At 71.7% G+C, this 17,194-nt stretch carries 17 protein-coding genes; 2 read left to right on the top strand and 15 right to left on the bottom strand.

The genetic code is table 11. The annotated features are described in order from the left end of the window. Nucleotides 1–241: 241 nt before the first annotated feature. The 9 genes from tsaD to glmS all read right to left on the bottom strand — a co-directional run bounded on the left by tsaD (nt 242) and on the right by glmS (nt 7,963). On the bottom strand, nt 242–1,297 hold the full coding sequence (gene tsaD, locus ITJ50_RS04600) for a tRNA (adenosine(37)-N6)-threonylcarbamoyltransferase complex transferase subunit TsaD (protein ID WP_071250154.1): 1,056 nt from the start codon (nt 1,295–1,297) through the stop codon (nt 242–244). Continuing rightward, nucleotides 1,284–1,829, bottom strand: coding sequence for a ribosomal protein S18-alanine N-acetyltransferase (gene rimI, locus ITJ50_RS04595; RefSeq protein WP_194589999.1), 546 nt, complete (start codon nt 1,827–1,829; stop codon nt 1,284–1,286). The genes tsaD and rimI overlap by 14 nt, the downstream gene beginning before the upstream one ends. After that, the gene (gene tsaB / locus ITJ50_RS04590; protein WP_194589998.1) at nt 1,826–2,461 is read right to left on the bottom strand and encodes a tRNA (adenosine(37)-N6)-threonylcarbamoyltransferase complex dimerization subunit type 1 TsaB; all 636 of its coding nucleotides are present in this window, start codon (nt 2,459–2,461) and stop codon (nt 1,826–1,828) included. The genes rimI and tsaB overlap by 4 nt, the downstream gene beginning before the upstream one ends. A 20-nt stretch (nt 2,462–2,481) precedes the next feature. After that, nucleotides 2,482–2,844 carry a GNAT family N-acetyltransferase gene (locus tag ITJ50_RS04585; protein ID WP_323749884.1) on the bottom strand — a complete coding sequence of 121 codons (363 nt, stop codon included), beginning with the start codon at nt 2,842–2,844 and terminating at the stop codon, nt 2,482–2,484. A 92-nt stretch (nt 2,845–2,936) separates the two neighbouring features. Then, nucleotides 2,937–3,452: a tRNA (adenosine(37)-N6)-threonylcarbamoyltransferase complex ATPase subunit type 1 TsaE gene (gene tsaE / locus ITJ50_RS04580; RefSeq protein WP_017885491.1), complete on the bottom strand. Its 516-nt coding sequence runs from the start codon at nt 3,450–3,452 to the stop codon at nt 2,937–2,939. Next, a complete protein-coding gene (gene alr / locus ITJ50_RS04575; RefSeq protein ID WP_194589997.1) occupies nt 3,449–4,615 on the bottom strand; it encodes an alanine racemase in 1,167 nt (388 codons plus the stop codon). The genes tsaE and alr (ITJ50_RS04575) overlap by 4 nt, the downstream gene beginning before the upstream one ends. Then, nucleotides 4,612–5,715 carry an alanine racemase gene (gene alr, locus ITJ50_RS04570; protein WP_042537487.1) on the bottom strand — a complete coding sequence of 368 codons (1,104 nt, stop codon included), beginning with the start codon at nt 5,713–5,715 and terminating at the stop codon, nt 4,612–4,614. The genes alr (ITJ50_RS04575) and alr (ITJ50_RS04570) overlap by 4 nt, the downstream gene beginning before the upstream one ends. Continuing rightward, nucleotides 5,712–6,107 (bottom strand): holo-ACP synthase, encoded by a 396-nt coding sequence (locus ITJ50_RS04565; protein ID WP_017885494.1) that lies wholly within the window; start codon nt 6,105–6,107, stop codon nt 5,712–5,714. Before ITJ50_RS04565 ends, alr (ITJ50_RS04570) begins: the two co-directional genes overlap by 4 nt. A gap of 8 nt (nt 6,108–6,115) precedes the next feature. After that, nucleotides 6,116–7,963, bottom strand: a complete 1,848-nt coding sequence (gene glmS, locus ITJ50_RS04560; RefSeq protein ID WP_194589996.1) for a glutamine--fructose-6-phosphate transaminase (isomerizing) — start codon at nt 7,961–7,963, stop codon at nt 6,116–6,118. Between the two features lie 70 nt (nt 7,964–8,033). Between glmS and ITJ50_RS04555 the strand changes: the two genes are divergently transcribed. After that, on the top strand, nt 8,034–8,519 hold the full coding sequence (locus ITJ50_RS04555) for a glutathione peroxidase (protein WP_017885496.1): 486 nt from the start codon (nt 8,034–8,036) through the stop codon (nt 8,517–8,519). A 105-nt stretch (nt 8,520–8,624) separates the two neighbouring features. Beyond that, nucleotides 8,625–9,569 carry a type I pantothenate kinase gene (gene coaA / locus ITJ50_RS04550; RefSeq protein WP_056072020.1) on the top strand — a complete coding sequence of 315 codons (945 nt, stop codon included), beginning with the start codon at nt 8,625–8,627 and terminating at the stop codon, nt 9,567–9,569. Between the two features lie 93 nt (nt 9,570–9,662). Here coaA and glmM read toward each other — a convergent pair whose 3' ends face one another. From glmM to truA, 6 genes are all read right to left on the bottom strand, one after another. Continuing rightward, a complete protein-coding gene (glmM, locus tag ITJ50_RS04545; protein WP_056072023.1) occupies nt 9,663–11,036 on the bottom strand; it encodes a phosphoglucosamine mutase in 1,374 nt (457 codons plus the stop codon). A 22-nt stretch (nt 11,037–11,058) separates the two neighbouring features. Further along, nucleotides 11,059–11,544 (bottom strand): 30S ribosomal protein S9, encoded by a 486-nt coding sequence (gene rpsI / locus ITJ50_RS04540; RefSeq protein WP_017885499.1) that lies wholly within the window; start codon nt 11,542–11,544, stop codon nt 11,059–11,061. 37 nt (nt 11,545–11,581) lie between these two features. Beyond that, nucleotides 11,582–12,028, bottom strand: a complete 447-nt coding sequence (gene rplM / locus ITJ50_RS04535; protein ID WP_017885500.1) for a 50S ribosomal protein L13 — start codon at nt 12,026–12,028, stop codon at nt 11,582–11,584. 332 nt (nt 12,029–12,360) lie between these two features. Further along, nucleotides 12,361–15,432: an ExeM/NucH family extracellular endonuclease gene (locus ITJ50_RS04530; RefSeq protein ID WP_194589994.1), complete on the bottom strand. Its 3,072-nt coding sequence runs from the start codon at nt 15,430–15,432 to the stop codon at nt 12,361–12,363. An 84-nt stretch (nt 15,433–15,516) separates the two neighbouring features. Continuing rightward, nucleotides 15,517–16,260 (bottom strand): MBL fold metallo-hydrolase, encoded by a 744-nt coding sequence (locus ITJ50_RS04525; protein ID WP_194589993.1) that lies wholly within the window; start codon nt 16,258–16,260, stop codon nt 15,517–15,519. Continuing rightward, nucleotides 16,257–17,165, bottom strand: coding sequence for a tRNA pseudouridine(38-40) synthase TruA (truA, locus tag ITJ50_RS04520; RefSeq protein WP_194589992.1), 909 nt, complete (start codon nt 17,163–17,165; stop codon nt 16,257–16,259). The genes ITJ50_RS04525 and truA overlap by 4 nt, the downstream gene beginning before the upstream one ends. Nucleotides 17,166–17,194 lie beyond the last annotated feature (29 nt).

Genomic DNA, 17,194 nt, shown 5'->3' with positions numbered 1-17,194 from the left:
TGGCCGTGCGGGTTCTGGGGCGCTTCCGGAGCCGACGGGGCCTGCGGCGCGTCAGGTGCTTGCGGGGCGTCCGGGGCGGGTGCACCGTCGGGCTGTCCGTTCGCCGCGCCGTTCGGCGTCTCGCCCGGCTTCGGCCACTCGTTCTGATCGGACACCGTCCACCCCTCTCGGGCGTCCGGTCTCTCCGACGCCCGTGTGAATCCTCCCACAGGCTCCCCCAGAAGGACCGGGGCCGAACTGGTCAGACCTGGACGGTCGTCACCGGCAGGGTCGAGTCCGCCGCGATGCCGAGGTCGCTCGGCGCGTGCCCCTCGGCCACGAGTCGGGCGCCGACGGCGGCGATCATGGCGCCGTTGTCCGTGCACAGGTCGAACGGCGGGATCCGCAGCCGCACGCCCACGGCCGCGCAGCGTTCCTCGGCGACCTGCCGCAACCGGGCGTTCGCGACGACGCCGCCACCGAGTAGCAGCCGGTCGACACCGGTTTCGCGGCAGGCGTTCAGGGCCTTGGTGAGCAGGACGTCGACGACGGCCTCGCGGAAGCTCGCGGCGACGTCGGCCACCGGCACCTCTCGGCCCTCGTCGCGGCAGCGTTCGACCCAGCGTGCCACCGCGGTCTTCAGCCCCGAGAACGAGAAGTCGTACCGGTGTGCGGCCATGTCCTTCGGCAGCGTCAGCCCGCGGGGGAACCGGATCGCCGTCGGGTCGCCCTCGGCCGCGGCCCGGTCGATCTGCGGGCCGCCGGGGTAGGGCAGTCCGAGCAGCCGCGCGACCTTGTCGAACGCCTCGCCCGCCGCGTCGTCGATCGTCTCGCCGAGCAGTTCGACGTCACCGACCAGGTCCCGCACCAGCAGCAGCGACGTGTGCCCACCTGAGACGAGCAGCGCGATCGTCGGCAGCTCGATCTCGCTGCCGTCCTCGCGCAGCACGTCGGCACCGACGTGCCCGACCAGGTGGTTGACGCCGTACAGCGGCTTGCCCGTGGCCACGGCGAGCGCCTTCGCTGCCCCCACCCCGACCATGAGCGCCCCAGCCAGACCCGGCCCGGCGGTCACTGCGACGGCGTCGAGCTCGTCGAGGGTGACGCCGGCACGGTCGAGTGCCTCGTGCAGCGTCGGGGTCATCGCCTCCAGGTGGGCCCGTGCGGCGACCTCGGGCACGACCCCGCCGTAGCGCGCGTGCTCGTCCATGCTCGAGGCGATCACGTTCGCCAGCAGGGTGTTCCCCCGCACGATCCCCACGCCCGTCTCGTCGCAGCTCGTCTCGATGCCGAGCACCAGTGGTTCAGTCGCGCTCACCGAGGGCCTCCTGTCCGATGGGTCCGACGTCCGACGACGGTTCCGCGTCCGGGCCGGGCAGCTCCGCCCGCATCACCCACGCGTCGATGCCGTCCGGTTGGTAGTAGCGCGGCCGGGTCGCGATGTGCTCGAACCCGAACGCCGTGTACATCGCCTGCGCCACGGGGTTGTCCGCCCGCACCTCGAGGAACACCTCGCGCACCCCGCGGCGCCGGGCCTCGTCGAGCAGTTCCGTGAACAGGACCCGTCCGAGCCCCTTGCCGCGCTGATCGGCGGCGACCGCGATGGTCTGCACGTCGGCCACCGGGTTGCCCGCCAGAGACGAGAGTCCGGCGTACCCGACGACCATCGGCGCTGCGGTGTCGTCGACGGTCTCGATCACGACGTAGTACCCGTGCGGCGAGTACAGCTCGCCCGACATCTGCGACGCCGACCAGGCGTCCGACGGGAACGAGACGTGCTCGAGCCACATGATGTCGTCGAGGTCCTGCGGGTGGGCTCGGCGCAGGCGGAGCCCGTCCGGCAGGGTCACTGCTTCACCCGTTTCGGCGCACCGGGCACCGTGACGTCGGGGTCGCGCAGGTACAGGGGGGTGTCCTGGTCGAACGCCGCGCCGGACGCGAGTCGGTCCGCGGCGAGCGCGCCGAGCCTCCAGGCCGGGATGGACGTGACGGTCACGCGGTCCCAGCCCACCGCTGCGGGCCGGGAGGCGCGGATCGCGTCGTCGAGATCGGCGGGCTTGGCGAGTCCGGGGCCGGCCACGCGGACGCCGTCGGCGTCGTAGGCGCTCCAGTAGACCTCGCGGCGGCGGGCGTCCGTGAGGACGACGAAGGGGCCGGCGAGGCCGGCGACGCGCTGGTCGAGGGCGACGGCGTCGTGGCTGACGAGCGGCAGGACGGGGACGCCGCGGGCTGCGGCGAAGGTGCGGGCGGCGGCGATGCCGACGCGCAGGCCGGTGAAGGGGCCCGGGCCCATGCCGGCGACGACACCGGTGACGTCGGCGCCGGTGATGCCCGCCTCGGCGAGGGTGTCGGCCAGGAACGGGCCGATCACCTCGGCGTGCCGGCGGCTGTCCTCGGTGTCGCGGGTCGCGAGGGCCTGGCCGGTGGCCGGGTCGACGACGGCGACGGAGGTCCCGGCGGAGGTGTCGATCGCGAGCAGCACCCGTCCATCGTAGGCGGCGGTCAGCGCACCGGCAGTCCCAGGGACCACGCGACCTCGTGCTCCAGCTGCCCCGTCCGGCGGAACAGGCGGACCTGGTGGGTGTCCGGCAGCGCGGCAGCCAGGGCCTGTCGGTCGGCGGGTGCGAAGCCGAGCGACTGCCAGAACGGACCGGAGCGACGGGAGAACAGCCACGCACGCCGGGCGCCGGCCTCGGCGGCCCGGTCGATCGCGAACCGTGCGAGGCGGGTGCCGGCTCCGGACCCACGGTGCTGCGGAGCGACGGCCACGCTGCGGACGAGGACGTGCACGCCGTCCGCGCTCGACTCGAAGCCGGTGCTGCCGATCACGCTGCCGTCGTCGGCGCGGTCGGTCCAGAGCCGCACGGTCGGGACGTCGAGCCCGGCCAGGGTCAGGTCGGCCTCGACGAGGAACGCCCGGAGCGCCTCGACGTCGTCCGCGGCGACGGGCCGCAGGGTCAGAGGACCACGCCCTGCCAGCGCGGACCGGAGGCGGTGACGACGACCCGGCGGGGCTCGTCGGGGACGTCGTCCGGGTCCGTGTCGTCGGGAGCTGCGGGTCCGGCGTCGGCACCGGTCGCCCGCGTGATCTCGACGTCGAGCAGGCTGTCGCTGACGCCGTCGACCATCCCGCGGCCCCACTCGACCACCACGATCGCGGCGTCCCAGTCGAGGTCGAGGTCGTCGAGCTCGACCGGGTCGGACAGGCGGTAGGCGTCCACGTGCACCAGGTCCGGCCCGGCGGTGGTCGGGTGCGTCCGGGCGAGGACGAAGGTCGGGCTGGACACCTGTCCACGCGCACCGAGTGCTGCGCCGAGCCCACGGGTCAGGGTCGTCTTGCCGGCGCCGAGGGGGCCGGTCAGCACGACGAGGTCTCCGGCGCGCAGCACCCGGGCCAACCGGGCACCGAGCTCCCCCATCGCCTCGGTGCCGTCGACGGTGGTGTCGAGCAGGACGTGGGACGACCCGGTCACGGCCGCTCGCCCCGCAGGTACTCCCCGACGCGTCCCTCGATGTCGTGACCCTCGTAGGACCGGGGCACACGGCTGCCGATCCGGCAGACGATCTCTTCACCGATGGTCTCGAGCGCCGCGCCCCACTCGAGCACGGTCATCTCGTCGTGCTCGCCGGTGCCGAAGAGGACGACGGTGTCACCGGTCCGCACGTCGTCGTCGCCGACGTCCACCAGGAACTGGTCCATCGCGACGCGGCCGGCGATCGGGTAGCGCTTGCCGCCGATCGCGACCTCGATGCGGCCCTGCGCCAGTCGCGGGACCCCGTCGGCGTACCCGACGGGCACGAGCGCCAGGGTCGTCTCGGTCGCGGTGCGGTACGTGTAGTCGTACGAGACGCCGGTGTCGACGGGGACACGCTTCGTCTTCGCCACCGACGCGGTCAGGGTCATCACCGGCTCGAGCCCGAGGTCTGCTGCCGAGACCCCGTCGGCCCCGGGGATGCCGAACAGGTTCGCACCCATCCGGACCATGTCCTTGCGGAACTCCTTGCGTTCCAGCCCCGCGAGCGACGCGGCGACGTGCTCCGTCGGGACGTCGAGCCCCAGGTCCTCGGCGATCTCGATCGCGGCGTCGAACACGGCGACCGCGGCGCTGTCCTCGTGGTCGGACGACTCCGCCAGGTGCGTGTAGGCGGCGACGACCTCGAGGCGGCCGTTCCGCTGGGCGTCCCGCGCGGCCTCGACGAGGGCCGGCCAGTCCGCGGGGACCGCGCCGTCGCGGTGCAGTCCGGAGTCGACGCCCAGGTGGACCCGGGCGGGGCGCTGGTCGACGGCGTCGACGATGCGCTGCAGTTCGGCGACGTTCGAGACACCGAGGTCGACGGCCGAGTCGATGGCGTCACGGAAGTCCAGGTCGGGGTCGTGCTGCCAGGTGAACAGGTGGACGTCCTCGCCCACCCCGATCGACCGCAGGCGCAGGGCGGCGGGGACCGTCAGCACACCGATCCACCTGATGCCGGCGTCGACTGCGGCGAGCGCGATCGGTTCGAGGCCGTGCCCGTACGCGTCGGCCTTCATGATCGCCATGACCTCGACCGGGTCCATCCACTCGCGGACACGCTCGAGGTTGGCGCGGTACGCGTCGAGGTCGATGCGTGCCTGACGCAGCGGTGCGGAGCTCACGTGGTCCTCCGTTCCACGCTGCGGCCGATCCGGGCGACCACCTCGTAGTTGATCGTGCCGATGGCGTCGGCCCAGTCCTCGACGGCGGGGTCGCCGTTCGCGGGGTCGCCCCACAGCACGGCCTCGTCGCCGACCTGCACGTCCGCGTCGCCGACGTCGACGTGCATGGCGTTCATCGCGACGCGTCCGACCACCGGGAACGTGCGGTCCCCGATGCGCACCGAGACCCGGTTGCCGAAGTCGCGGTCGAAGCCGTCCGCGTAGCCCAGGCCGATCACAGCGAGGCGGGTGTCGGTCTCGGCGCGCCAGGTGTACCCGTACGAGACGCCGTCACCCGCGGCGACCGGCACGGTGCGGAGCACGGCGGCGGTGACCCGCATCGCCGGACGCAGCCCCAGGTCGGCCGAGGTGCGGCCGTCGAAGGGGCTCAGTCCGTACAGGGCGAGTCCGACGCGGGACAGGTCGTGGCGGGTCTCCGGCACGGCGATGCTCGCGGCACTCGCGGCGAGGTGCACCACGTCCGGCACGATGCCGTTCGCGGCGAGACCGTCCAGCGCACGCTGCAGTGCGGCGTCCTGGTCGAGGTCGTCGGTGCGCGAGGCGTTCGACAGGTGGGACATGAGCCCCTCGACCCGGGTGCGGTTGCCGCCGCGGGCCAGGGCACCGGCGGTCGCGAAGAGCTCGGCCCACTCGGACTCGACCGCCCCGTTGCGGCTCAGGCCCGTGTCGACGCACAGGTGCACGGCACGGACGTCGGAGTCCGCGGCGGCGGACAGCTGCTCGACGCTCGACACCGCCGGCGTGACGTCGAACTGCGCGGCGCGACGGAAGTCCTCGTCGGGGGCGTGCAGCCACGTGAGGATCCGGACACCCTCGTCGATGCCGCCCTGCCGGAGCGCGACGGCCTCGTCGATGTCGGCGACCCCGAGCCACTCGGCGCCCGCGTCGACGAAGGCCTGCGCGGCGTCGAGGGCCCCGTGGCCGTAGGCGTTCGCCTTGACGACCGCGATCACACCAGCCGGGGCGACCCGGTCGGCGATCGTCGCGTAGTTCTCGATCAGGGCTCCGCGATCGATCGTGATGCCGGTGAACGCACTCACCGGGCCGTTCCTTCCAGGACCACGTCTGTTCCTTCCAGGACCACGAACGCGGTCGCGATCCCTCCATCATGCGAGAGCGACAGGTGCACGCTCGTCACGCCACGCGCATCCGCGACCCGGCGCGCACCCTGGCGCAGGGTGAGCGAGGGGTTCCGCTGGTCGTCGGACACGACCTCGAGGTCCTGCCAGCTGAGCCCGGCACTCGACCCGAAGGCCTTGATCAGTGCTTCCTTGGCGGCGAACCGTGCCGCCAAGGACGCGATCGGACGGGGTTCGCCGTCACGGACCTGCTCGGACGGCGTGAACAACCGCGCCCGCATCGCCGGTGTGCGTTCCAGCACCCGTTCGAACCGCTCCAGGTCGACCACGTCGACCCCGATCCCGATGATCACCGTCTCGACTACTCGACGGTGACCGACTTCGCCAGGTTGCGTGGCTGGTCGACGTCGAGGCCCTTGGCCGCGGCGAGCTCCATGCCGAACATGTGCAGCGGGGCCACGGCGAGCAGCGGCTCGAACAGCGGGGTCGCGAGCGGGATCCGCAGGACCTCATCGGCGAAGGGCAGCACCGCGGCGTCGCCTTCTTCCGCGATGGCGATGACCCGGGCACCGCGGGCACGGATCTCCTGGATGTTCGAGACGACCTTCGGGTGCAGCGATCGCGGGTCGCGGGGCGACGGCACGATGACGAAGACGATCTGGCCCGGCTCGATCAGCGCGATCGGACCGTGCTTGAGCTCACCGGCGGCGAAGCCCTCGGCGTGGATGTACGCGAGTTCCTTCAGCTTCAGCGCACCTTCGAGCGCGATCGGGTAGCCGACGTGGCGACCGAGGAACAGCACGCTCCGGGTGTCCGCCATCCAGCGGGCCAGGTCCTTGATGCCGGCGGCGTCCTCGATGGTCTGCTGCAGCTTCGGTGCGAGCCCCTCGAGCTCGGCCACCTGCTCGGCGATCTGCTCGGAGGTGAGCGTGCCGCGCAGCGTCGCCAGGTGCAGCCCGAGCAGGTACAGCGCGACGCCCTGGGCGATGAACGCCTTGGTGGACGCGACGGCGACCTCGGGCCCCGCGTGCGTGTAGATCACGGCGTCGGACTCACGCGGGATCGTGGCGCCCTGGGTGTTGCAGATCGACAGGACCTGGGCGCCCTGTTCGCGGGCGTACTTGACGGCCATGAGCGTGTCCATGGTCTCGCCGGACTGGCTGATCGAGACGACCAGGGTGCGCTCGTTCAGCACCGGGTCGCGGTAGCGGAACTCGTGGGCGAGCTCGACCTCGACCGGGATGCGGGCCCACTGCTCGATGGCGTACTTGCCCAGGATGCCGGCGTAGGCGGCGGTGCCGCAGGCGATCACGATGACCCGGTCGACGGTCGCCAGGCGCTCGGCGATCGGGTCGAGGTCGGTCAGGGTGACGGCGCCGTCGTGGACGCGGCCGAGGATCGTCTTGGCGACGGCCTCGGGCTCCTCGCTGATCTCCTTCGCCATGAACGAGGACCAGCCGCCCTTGTCGGCGGCGGAGGCGTCCCAGTTGACCTCGAACTCGGTCGGCGTGGCGGGGGTGCCGTCGAAGTGGATGACGTCGACGCCGTCGGGGCGGATCGTGGCGATCTCGTCCTGCCCGATCGACAGCGCGCGCTGCGTGTAGGCGACGAACGCGGCGACGTCCGAGCCCATGAAGTTCTCGCCGTCGCCGAGCCCGACGACCAGGGGCGAGTTGCGACGGGCGCCGACGACGACACCGGGCTGGTCGGCGTGCACGACGAGGAGCGTGAAGGCCCCCTCGAGCCGCTGCACGGCCTGCTGCATGGCGGCGGTCAGGTCACCGGTGTCGCGGAAGGCCCGCCCGACCAGGTGCGCGGCGACCTCGGAGTCGGTCTCGCTGCGGAACTCGATGCCCTCGGCCTGCAGTTCGGCGCGGAGCTCGGAGAAGTTCTCGATGATGCCGTTGTGGATGAGGGCGAGCTTGTCGCCGTCGGCCAGGTGTGGGTGGGCGTTGCCGTCGGTCGGGCCGCCGTGGGTCGCCCAGCGGGTGTGCCCGATGCCGGTCGTGCCGTCCGGGATCGGCGACGACTCGAGTTCGTCGACCAGGGCCTGGAGCTTGCCGGCCTTCTTGGCCGACACGAGGTCTCCGGCTGGGTCGACCACGGCGATGCCCGCCGAGTCGTAGCCGCGGTACTCGAGGCGGCGGAGGCCACCGAGGAGGACGTCCTGGCTGCTGTTGCTGCCGACGTAGCCGACGATTCCACACATGGGACCGATCCTACGGTCTGCCTGGACGCCGACCCTGCGAAGTCCCGGGGGTGGGGATAACGTTTCGGCCATGGGACGCTTCGACGACATCGCCATCACCACGCTGCACGGCGAGGACACCACGTTCGGCGCCTACGCCGACAAGGCCGTACTGGTCGTGAACGTCGCCTCCCGGTGCGGCCTCGCCCCGCAGTACGAGCAGCTCGAGGCCCTGCAGAAGCAGTACGGCCCCCGCGGGTTCACGGTGCTGGGCTTCCCGAGCAACCAGTTCCTGCAGGAGCTCGGCTCGTCCGAGGCGATCGACGAGTACTGCTCCACCACGTGGGGCGTGACGTTCCCGATGTCCGAGAAGGTCAAGGTCAACGGCAAGAGCGCCCACCCGCTCTACCAGGCCCTCAAGGAGACCCCGGACGCCGACGGCAAGGCCGGTCGGGTGAGCTGGAACTTCGAGAAGTTCCTCGTCGCCCCCGACGGCACCGTCACGCGCTTCCGCCCCACCACGAAGCCGGACGCCCCCGAGGTCGTCGCCGCCATCGAGGCGGCCCTGCCCGCCTGACGCGTCGCGTCCTGCGGGCGCGCACCGAGCACTGGCCGGGAGGCCCGGGGCACGTGAGCCGACCGGCTCACGTGCCCCGGGCCTCCCGTCTGTACGCTCGATCCCATGCCGATCCCGGAGACCGCCGTCGCGCACCCGACCCCGTTCGTGGAGATCCCGCGTGCCGAGTGGTCGCAGCTCGCACCCAAGGAGCACCTGTCGCTCACCGAGACCGAGATCGTGCAGCTGCGCGGACTCGGCGACCGGTTGGACATGCAGGAGGTGCAGGAGGTCTACCTGCCCCTGTCCCGCCTGCTCACGCTCTACGCGGCCGGCGCACGGAACCTGCACGCCGAGACGAGCCGGTTCCTGGGTGAGCGCGCCGGACGCACGCCGTTCGTCATCGGCGTCGCGGGTTCCGTCGCCGTCGGCAAGTCCACCGTCGCCCGTCTGCTGCGGGAGCTGACGAAGCGCTGGCCGGACACCCCTCGCGTGGAGCTCGTGACGACCGACGGCTTCCTGTACCCGAACGCCGAGCTGGAGCGCCGCGGGATCATGGACCGCAAGGGCTTCCCGGAGTCGTACGACCGCCGCTCCCTGCTGCGCTTCGTGAGCCAGGTGAAGAGCGGGGCAACCGAGGTCCGGGCACCGTACTACTCGCACCTGGTCTACGACATCGTGCCTGATGCCGAGATCGTCGTCCGGCAGCCCGACGTGCTCATCGTCGAGGGTCTCAACGTGCTGGCGCCCCCGGTGCACGGGCGGCTCGCGCTGTCCGACCTGTTCGACTTCACGATCTACGTGGACGCGAAGACCAAGGACATCGAGTCCTGGTACGTCGACCGGTTCCTCGCCCTGCAGGAAGAGGCGTTCTCGAGCCCCGACTCGTTCTTCCACCGGTTCGCCTCGCTCTCGCGTGAGGACGCGGTGCGGACGGCGACCGAGGTCTGGCGGGCGATCAACGAGCCGAACCTGCTCGAGAACGTGCTGCCCACGCGCTCCCGCGCCACCCTGGTGCTGAAGAAGGGCGCGAACCACAAGGTGAACTCGGTCCTGCTCCGCAAGATCTAGCGCGAGCGGGTAGCAAAACACCGGTGTTCGCGAGCTGAACCGCGTCCTGCGCGTGTTCAACCGGCGAACACCGGTGTCTTGCGGAGGGGAACCCTACGCGGCGTCGAGCGCCAGGCGGTCCTGCACGACGGCGGCGAGCTCCTCGGCGATGCGCTGGGCGTCGTCCTGCGACGCAGCCTCGACCATGACCCGCACGACCGGCTCGGTGCCGGAGGGTCGGAGCAGCACGCGACCGGTGTCGCCGAGTGCCGCGGACGCCGCAGTCACGGCGTCCTGCACGCCCTGGTCGGCGAGCCCGTGACGATCGACGCCGCGGACGTTGAGCAGCACCTGCGGGAACACCGTCATGCACGAGGCGAGCTCCTGCAGGGTCTTGCCCGTCCGCGCCATCTCGGCGACCAGGTGGAGCCCGGTGAGGATGCCGTCGCCCGTGGTGGCGAACTCGTTGAAGATGATGTGGCCGGACTGCTCGCCACCGATGGAGTAGTCGCCCTCGGTCATCTTCTCGAGCACGTAGCGGTCGCCGACACCGGCCTCGATCACGGTGATGCCCGCGTCGGCCATGGCCCGCTTGAGCCCGAGGTTCGACATGACCGTCGCGACGAGGGTGTCGTCCTTCAGGCGTCCGCGCTCCTGCAGCGACAACGCCAGGATCGCCATGATCTGGTCGCCGTCGATCGCGTTGCCCGCGGCGTCGACCGCCAGGCAACGGTCCGCGTCGCCGTCGTGCGCGATGCCGACGTCCGCGCCGGCTTCGAGCACGGCGCGCGACAGGTTGTCGATGTGGGTCGACCCGACGCCGTCGTTGATGTTCCAACCGTCGGGGTCGGCACCGATGAGCGTCACGCGGGCACCCGCGTTGACGAAGACCTCGGGTGAGACGCCAGCGGCGGCACCGTTGGCGCAGTCGAGCACGACGTGGATGCCGTCGAGCCGGTGCGGCAGCGTGCCGAGCAGGTGGACGACGTAGCGGTCCTCGGCGTCGGCGAACCGCGAGATGCGCCCGACGTCGATGCCGGTGGGGGTCGGTGCGGAGTGGTCGTGCATGGCCGCTTCGATGCGGTCCTCGACCTCGTCCGGCAGCTTGCGACCACCCGTGGCGAAGAACTTGATCCCGTTGTCGGGAGCGGGGTTGTGCGACGCGGAGATCATCACGCCGAAGTCGGCGTCGATGTCCGCGACGAGGAACGCCGCGGCGGGCGTGGGGATGACCCCGGCGTCGAGCACGTCGACGCCGGCCGAGGCGAGCCCGGCCGCGACGGCGGCACCGAGGAACTCGCCGGAGACGCGCGGGTCACGCGCGAGGACCGCGCGCGGGCGCGGTCGACCCGACGCCCGGCGGGCGTCGGCATGGTGTCCGTGTGTGAGGACGGCCGCGCTCGCCTGGGCAAGACCCAGTGCGAGCGCGGCCGTCAGCTCGCCGTTGGCGAGACCACGAACCCCGTCGGTACCGAACAGACGCGGCATGGCGATCTTCAGCCGGTGACGACTAGCGCTTCGAGAACTGCGACGCCTTGCGGGCCTTCTTGAGACCGGCCTTCTTGCGCTCGATGACGCGGGCGTCACGGGTGAGGAAGCCGGCCTTCTTGAGGGCCGCGCGGTTGTTCTCGCGGTCGATCTCGTTCAGGGTGCGGGCGATGGCGAGGCGGAGCGCGCCGGCCTGGCCCGAGGGGCCGCCACCGGTGATGCGGGCGACGACGTCGTACGAGCCGAGGAGCTCGAGCACCTTGAACGGGTCGTTGATGAGCTGCTGGTGCAGCTTGTTCGGGAAGTAGTCCTCGAGCGTGCGGCCGTTCACGACGAACGTGCCGGAGCCCGGAACGAGGCGAACGCGCGCGATGGCCTCCTTGCGGCGCCCGACGGCACCGCCGGAGACGTTGAGGATCTGACGGGGAGCAGCCTCGGCAGCGGCGGGTGCGCTCTCCGTGGTGAAGCTCTCCGGGGTCTGGTCGAGGGAATCAGCGATCTGAGCCATGAGTTTCTCTATGTCCTTGAAGTCGTCGTGGCCGGAACTACTGTGCGACCTGGTCGAAGATGTACGCCTTGGGCTGCTGCGCGGCGTGCGGGTGCTCCGCGCCGGCGTAGACCTTCAGCTTCTTGAGCTGCTCGCGGCCGAGGGTGTTCTTCGGCAGCATGCCGCGGATCGCCTTCTCGACGGCGCGGGTGGGGTGCTTCTCGAGCATCTCCGGGTAGGAGGTCGCCGTCAGGCCGCCCGGGTACCCCGAGTGACGGTAGTAGACCTTCTTCGCGAGCTTCGAACCGGTCAGTGCGACCTTGTCGGCGTTCACGATGATGACGTAGTCACCCATGTCCATGTGCTGGGCGAAGGTGGCCTTGTGCTTGCCGCGCAGGAGCGCCGCGGCGTGGGTGGCGAGACGGCCGAGGACGACGTCGGTGGCGTCGATGACGATCCAGTCGTGCTGGACGTCTGCCGGCTTCGGTGAGAACGTGCGAGTCACAGGAGTGCTGCTTTCGTGTCGAGGTGAGGAGTCCGTGAATCCCACTCCGGTCGGGAGTTCCGCGAGCAGAAGCACGGGGAACACCTCGGTTGGAGGGCTCATCTGACTGTCCGCGCGCGGGGCGCACAGACCAAGGTGAGAGCCTAGCCGACGCGAGGTACGTCGGTCAAACGCGGCCGCGCGCGGCCTGGAGGCGCGGGGCGGCCCCGCACCGCGCCTCCAGTCCGCCGCGCGGTCGCGCCCACCGCGCATGGGTGAGCAGAAGACGTCGGGTCCGCACCGCGAACCCGACGTCTTCTGCACACTCATCGCCCCGACGTGGGGCGTGGGGACTACTCCGCAGTCGCAGCCCGACGGCGGCGACGCACGATCAGCACACCCGCACCCGCCGCGAGCAGCAGGAACGCCACCAGCGCACCGGCACCGAGCCCCGAAGCACCCGTGAATGCGAGCTGCCCGTCCGCGGTGATCGTGATCGGGGTCCACCCGATCAGCGTGCCGTCCGCAGCCGTCACCGCGAGGCGGTGCGCACCAGCCACCGTGTCGGCAGGGATCGTCACCCGGACCGTCCCGTCAGCAGCGACCACAGCCGTGCCGATCAACCTCGGAGTCGAGAACAGCCACACGTTCACCGTGTCACCGGCAGACGCCGTACCCACCGTCACCGTGATGGTCTCCCCCGCACGAGCCGACGCCGGCGCCGAGATGCTCCCACGGTTCGCGTCGGTGAGACCGGTCTCCGACGGGGCCACCGGCGGCACCGCCCCGGGAGCCGACGGAGTCGGAGCGGGGGTCGGCTTCGAGGGCGTCGGGCTCGGCACCGGGGTCGGGTCGGTCCCGGGCTCGGTGCCCGGGTCCGTGCCCGCGGCGTCCAGGTCGAAGCCGACCAGGATCGGGTCGTGGTCGCTCGCCCGGTACACGTCGTCGGTGTACAGGTTCGTCGCGTTGTAGTTGTAGCGGCTGTACTCCAGGCCCACCGACTCGACCGAGTTGATGTTCCAGATGTCCACGCCCGTGACCGTCTCGAGTGCGGCCTTCGAGGCGAACACGTGGTCGAGCGAACCGCTCAGGCCGGAGAACACGTAGGAGTACTCGGTGCTGTCCCGAGCCGGGCCGAGGTCGGTGTAGCCGGCGTCGTCGAGGACGACCACCGGGTCCTCCTTGCTGTAGGCGTTGAAGTCGCCGAGCATGAACACCTTGTCGGTGCCGTACTGGTCCTGCATGGCGCTGGAGAAGGTCACGAGGGCCTTCGCCTGGGCCACGCGGGACGCGTTCGACGCTCCCTGCCCGTCACCCTGGTCGGCGTTCTCACCGGTGCCGGAGCCCTTGGACTTGAAGTGGTTCGCGATCACCAGGAAGTCGTCGTCCGCGGTGCCACCGACCGGGCGGAACGCGTCCGCGACGGGCTGGCGGGCGTTCGTGAACGCGTCGTCGAGCAGGATCGTGGACTCGCCGACGGGCTCGACGCGGGCCTTCTTGTAGATGAGTGCGAGGCGGATGACGTCCTCGCTCGCGGGCACGACGGCCGGGGACTTCGCGTACGCCCAGGTGTCCTGGCCGGTGGCGGCGTTGAGTGCGTCGACCAGGGTGGCCACCGCGGCGTCGCGGTCCTGGCCGAAGCGGGCCGAGTTCTCGATCTCCTCGAGCGAGACGACGTCGGCGTCCAGCCCGTTGATGGCCTTGACGATCTTGACCTGCTGGCGCAGGAAGTCCTCCTGCTCAGCGGCGCCGCGGGCGTCGCAACCGGAGTTCACCGTGACGGGGTCGCCGGCACGGTCGGTGTAGTACTTGCAGCCGGTGAGCTCGTCGCCCGTGGTCGGGAAGTAGTTGAGCACGTTGAAGCCGGCGAGCTTCAGGTCACCGCCGACGTCCTGCGGTGCCGGCTGGCGCACCTTCGAGAACGACGCCGGCAGGTCGGCCGCCGGGGTCGCACCGGTGATCGGCGCGGTCGGCTGGAACTTCCACCCGTTGTTGCGGTAGTCGAGGACGACCGGCTCGGTGAAGGTGGCGGCGGCCCCGACGGTGACGGGGCCCTGGGTGAGCCACGACACCGGGATGCCCTGGTTCGCCTGGGTGAGGAAGTTCGTGCTCGCGCCGTCGTCGAGCGTGACCTTGCGCGCGGCGTTGTCGGCCTCGACGGCCTTCGCCTCGGCGCTGCCGGGGCGACCGACCTCGGTCGGCTGGATCAGACGCTTCGTCCCACTGGCGAGCACGACCTCGCCGTACTGGTTCGTCGTGTAGTTGTCGGCGACGGTGTACGCGCCCTGGGGAGCGACGAGCATGCTCTCGAGCGACTCCCGCTGGGCGTCGGACGACGGGAACGCGACCGCGGCGGGCTGCGGTGCCGCGACGGTGTCGTCGAGCTGCTGCAGCGACGAGGCGCCGGACACCGTGAGCTCGGTCAGGCCGAAGTACTCGGACACGGCGCCGGTGACGCGGACGTGGTCGCCCCGCTGCACCAGTCCGGCGGTTGCGGACGAGAACACGAACACGGCGTCGGACGCGGTGTGGGCGCCGAGGTCGATCGCGCCGCCGGTGCCGGCGGTCTGGATCGTGTAGCCGTCGAAGCCACCGGTGCCGTACACCGCGGTGACGACGCCGTCGGTCGTGACGTTCTTGCCGGCGTACGGCGAGGTGTCCGTGGTGCCCTGCAGCTGGGCGATGGTCACCGTCTCGGCGGGGGTGCCGGGCGTGGGGGTCCCGCCGTCGCCCGGGTCGGTCGGGTCCGTGGGTTCGGTCGGCGCCGTCGTCTCGCCCGCGGCGTTCCGCGGGGTGAGCGTCGTCGTCACCGAGAAGTCCGCGCCGTTGACGTCGGTGTCCGTGGTGCCCTGGCGGACCAGGCCGTTCGGCACCGAGTTGTCCCCGGTCACGGTGCGGACGGTCGACTCGAACGTGTTCGAGGCGCCGTAGCCGAGCAGGTCGACGACGCCGTCGGTGCCTGCGGCGACGGGTCCGGCGGCGAGCGCCAGCGGTGCGGTGGCGTCGGAGAGCACGAGGGTGCCCGTGGTGCCCGACGGGGTGAGCGACGCGGTGTCGTCGGCGGCGGGCAGGTCCTCGCCGGCCGCGGTGGACCCGCCGTTGCCCGCCATCGACACCAGGAAGGTGCCCTTCGCAGGCACGGTGCCCGCGAGCGCGCTGGCCGAGAAGGTGCCGGTGCCCGTCGCGGAGCGGTACTGCAGCGACCACCCGTGGAGCGACACCGGGGCGTCGGTCGGGTTGCCGATCTCGACGAACTTCTGGTTGTAGGAGGCGCCCTTGCTGCCCGCCTTCAGGTAGGCCTCCTCGATGACGAGGCCGGTCCCCTCGGGGTTCGCTGACGCTGCGGTGACGGTGACGAGTGGTGCCGCGAGGAGCGTCGCGGCCGCCGTGGCGCACAGCAGAGTGCGCCCGAGGGTGTTGGCCATGCCCGCACGCTACCGACCTGCGGGGACATTCAGGTTGCGCTGAGGTGAATGATTGCGTTCGGCAACATCAGCGATGCGGCGGCATCAGCCGATCGGCAGCCAGGTCCCGCCCACGCGCCGCACGGCTGGTCCGTGTCCGGGCAGTACCAGTGCCGGGAACGGCAGCGCCCGCGCCGACTCGAGCGCGCGGTCCTGGTCGGCGGTGAAGAACGGCGTGATCATCCGCGGCCGCGGGGCCCACGACCCGGGCTGGGTGTCGTGGCGACTGACGACCGCGTCGCCCGTCACGATTGCGTCGGCTGCGGGCAGCAGGTACGCCGTCGAACCGTCGGTGTGCCCGACGGCCGGGAACGGCGCGATCGCGCGTCCCGCGAAGTCCGCGCCCGTGAACGCACGCGCCGACGGCACGGTGGTGGGCCGCAGGGCGTCCGACCGGATCGCCCGTGCCAACCAGGCGAGGACGCGTGGGCTGGCGAGCCGACCGCCGATCTCCGCCGGGGTGACCTGCTGCCGCTCCGGCCCGCGGACGTTGTCGAGCTCGTCGGCGTGCGCGAGCACCTCGACGTGCGGGTACCGCTCCAGGATCCCGGGGATGCCGCCGACGTGGTCGACGTGTCCGTGCGTGACGTAGACGCGTCGGAGGTCGGCGGGGTCGTGTCCGGCGGCGCGCACGGTGTCGAGCACCAGGTCCGTGTCGGCCGGGTACCCCGCGTCGATGAGCGCGACGCCGCCCTCCTCCGCCAGCACCACCCAGTTGGACACGGGGCCCTCGACGAAGACGACTCCGGGGGCGACGGACACGACGGAACGGGGTTCGCGCGGGCTCATCCCTCGACGGTACCGTCCGCCGAGCGTCGGGCCCGGGTCTGCTCCGCCCGCTCCGCGAGCGCAGCGTCCGCCGGGTAGCCCACCTCGGTCAGGGTCAGTCCCATCGCGGGCGCCGTCTTGAACGCGCTGGTGCGTTCCTCGGCGACGCGCAGTTCCTCGAGGCGGTCCGGGCCGAAGCGGCCCTCGCCGACGGCGATGGTCGCGCCGACCATGGCCCGCACCATCGAGTGGCAGAAGGCGTCGGCCTGGAGGCGCGCCACCAGCACGCCGTCCGGCTCGCGGTCCCAGCGGAACTGCTGCAACGTCCGGATGGTGGTCGCCCCCTCGCGCGGCTTGCAGAACGTCGCGAAGTCGTGCAGCCCGAGCAGCGTCAGCGCACCGCGCTCCATCGCTGCCGGGTCGAGCCGCGCCGCGTGCCAGAGCGTGTGCCCACGCCGACGTGGATCGCGCGGGCCGTCGGCGTCCGCGATCCGGTACTCGTACCGGCGCCAGAGTGGCGAGAACCGGGCGTCGAACCCGGCGGGCGCCACCGAGGCCCCGGTGACGACGACGTCCCCCTCGGGTGCCGCGATGCCGTTCACCCGCTTGCGCAACCCGTCGAGGGGTGAGCGGCCCGACCCACGCTTCCCGGTGAGTGCTGCCCACTGCTCTGCCGACAGGTCCAGGTGCGCGACCTGCCCGGTGGCGTGCACGCCGGCATCGGTGCGTCCGGCGACGGTGAGCAGCGGCGGTTCGCCCCAGCGGGTGAAGACGGTGGCGAGGGCGGCTTCGAGGGCACCCTGCACGGTCCGGAGCCCGGGCTGCCGTGCCCACCCGGAGAACGCGGCCCCGTCGTAGGCGATGTCGAGCCGCAGCCGCACGTCGGCGGTGCTGTCGGAATCCTGCAACCCGGCCGTCTCGTCCACGTGACCACCGTAGCGGGGGTGGTCCGTGC

Source organism: Curtobacterium sp. VKM Ac-2889 (assembly GCF_015350855.1).
Lineage (GTDB): Bacteria > Actinomycetota > Actinomycetes > Actinomycetales > Microbacteriaceae > Curtobacterium > Curtobacterium poinsettiae.
Note: the sequence above shows the minus strand (reverse complement) of the source record. Positions and strands in the feature narration are given on the sequence as shown.